This is a genomic window from Dorea sp. MB18-49 (assembly GCF_023669465.1).
Lineage (GTDB): Bacteria > Bacillota > Clostridia > Lachnospirales > Lachnospiraceae > Dorea_A > Dorea_A longicatena.
Genome location: NZ_JAMOYX010000117.1, coordinates 1 through 535, shown reverse-complemented (window position 1 = coordinate 535; position 535 = coordinate 1). Strand labels below are relative to the sequence as shown.

1 protein-coding gene is annotated in these 535 nt (G+C 30.1%); it reads left to right on the top strand.

Annotation, left to right across the window (positions count from 1 at the left end; translation table 11 throughout):
- The coding region (locus tag NCY30_RS15020; protein WP_250818892.1) for an SPASM domain-containing protein at positions 1 to 535 on the top strand (535 nt) is incomplete at both ends.

The following is a 535-nucleotide window of genomic DNA, read 5'->3' as shown; positions in this document are numbered from 1 at the left end:
TATTTTTCATTAGTAAGAGATTATGAAATTGATAAAGGCTACATATATTCTAGCTGTTTTTCAGTTCCAGAGTTTTCAGAAGAAGAATCAAAATTAAGACAGATATTATTGAAAAAAGGCTTTCAGCCGGCCAATAGTAATATACAACCTAAATTGTATGGTTGTGGTGCAGTTTCACCTAACTCTATATTAGTAGAGCCAGATGGGACATTACAAAAATGTTGGAACGTTGTCGGAGATAAAAATGAAGCAATAGGAAACATTATGGATATTGATGATGAATTCAACGGAACATTACAGGAATTGATAAATGAAAGCAAGTGGTATGCATGGTCAGAATTTGAAAATGAAGATTGTAAGAACTGTGAAGTGTTACCATTATGTATGGGTGGATGTCCGTATTATGCAGTAAAACGTAATGAATTATTTGAAAAATATCATTATCGATGTACTTCTGAAAAATACAATCTTAAAAATGTTTTACAAGAATTAGCAGAAGAGTATATAAATGAAAATTTATATAAAAATGAAGAGA